Below are 1,506 nucleotides of genomic sequence, written 5' to 3'. Positions count from 1 at the left end.
GGCGCGAACTCGCCCAGCTCGGTGCGCGCGCCGTCGATCGCCTTGTCCATCTCGTCGAGGATGTGCAGGCGGCCGGCCGAAGCCTGGGCGATCGCCTTGCGCATGATCTCTTCGGTGATGCCCGCGACCTTGATGTCCATCTGCAGCGAGGTGATGCCGTCACGCGTGCCGGCCACCTTGAAGTCCATGTCGCCGAGGTGGTCCTCGTCGCCGAGGATGTCCGACAGGATGGCGAACTCGCCCGACGGCTCGAGGATCAGGCCCATGGCGATGCCCGAGACGGGCTTCTTCAGGGGCACGCCCGCGTCCATCAGCGCCAGCGAGGCGCCGCAGACCGAAGCCATCGAGGACGAGCCGTTGGACTCGGTGATCTCGGACACGATGCGGATCGTGTAGGGGAATTCCTCGGCCGACGGCAGCATCGGACGGATCGCCCGCCAGGCCAGCTTGCCGTGACCAATTTCCCGACGGCCCGCGCCGCCCATCCGGCCGGTCTCGCCGACCGAATAGGGAGGGAAGTTGTAGTGGAGCAGGAACTTCTCCTTGTACGTCCCGCTCAGCGCGTCGACGTACTGCTCGTCCTCGCCGGTGCCCAGGGTGGCGACCACGATCGCCTGCGTCTCGCCGCGGGTGAACAGGGCCGAGCCGTGGGTGCGCGGGAACAGGCCGACTTCCGAGACGATGTCGCGGACCTTGTCCAGCGCGCGGCCGTCGACGCGGTGGCCGTTGTCGATGATGTCGCGGCGCAGGACGTGGGCTTCGCACTCCTTGAAGGCGGCGCCGAACTTGGCCGAGTCGACCCCGTCCGGGTTCTCGTCGGTCTTCACCAGCTTGGCGGCGGCGGCCTTCTTGGCCACATCGACGCCGTTGCGGCGCTCGTACTTGCCGGCGTGGGTGTAGGCCGTCTTGATGTCCTCGCCGACCAGCGACTGGATCTGGGTGACGACGTCCGAGTGGTCCTCGGCGGTGAAGTCGAACGGCTCCTTGGCGGCGTGCTCGGCCATCTCGATGATGGCGTCGATCACCGGCTGCATGCCGCGATGCGCGAACATCAGGGCGTTCAGCATGATCTCTTCCGACAGCTCCTTGGCTTCGGACTCGACCATCATCAGCGCGTCCTGGGTGCCGGCCACGACGAGGTCGAGCTGGCTGTCGGGCAGTTGGTCCAGGGTCGGGTTCAGCACGAACTCGCCGTCGATGTAGCCGACGCGCGCGGCGCCGATCGGGCCCATGAACGGCACGCCCGAGATCGTCAGGGCGGCGGAGGCGGCGACCAGACCGACGATGTCGGGGTCGTTCTCCATGTCGTGCTGCAGCACGGTGACGACGACCTGGGTCTCGTTCTTGAAGCCCTTGACGAACAGCGGGCGGATCGGGCGGTCGATCAGGCGGGAGACCAGCGTCTCCTTCTCGGTCGGACGGCCTTCACGCTTGAAATAGCCGCCCGGGATCTTGCCGGCGGCGAAGGTCTTTTCCTGGTAGTTGACGGTCAGCGGGAAGAAATCC

At 67.1% G+C, this 1,506-nt stretch carries 1 protein-coding gene; it reads right to left on the bottom strand.

The window, feature by feature from the left end; all coding sequences use genetic code 11:
* Positions 1–1,506 (bottom strand): polyribonucleotide nucleotidyltransferase (gene pnp / locus VGB60_RS12300; RefSeq protein ID WP_331038540.1); only part of this gene is annotated, 1,506 nt, incomplete at both ends.

The organism is Brevundimonas sp., from assembly GCF_036399195.1.
Classification (GTDB): Bacteria; Pseudomonadota; Alphaproteobacteria; order Caulobacterales; family Caulobacteraceae; genus Brevundimonas.
The sequence above is the reverse complement of the archived record's forward strand: the minus strand, read 5'-3'. Positions and strand labels throughout refer to the sequence as shown.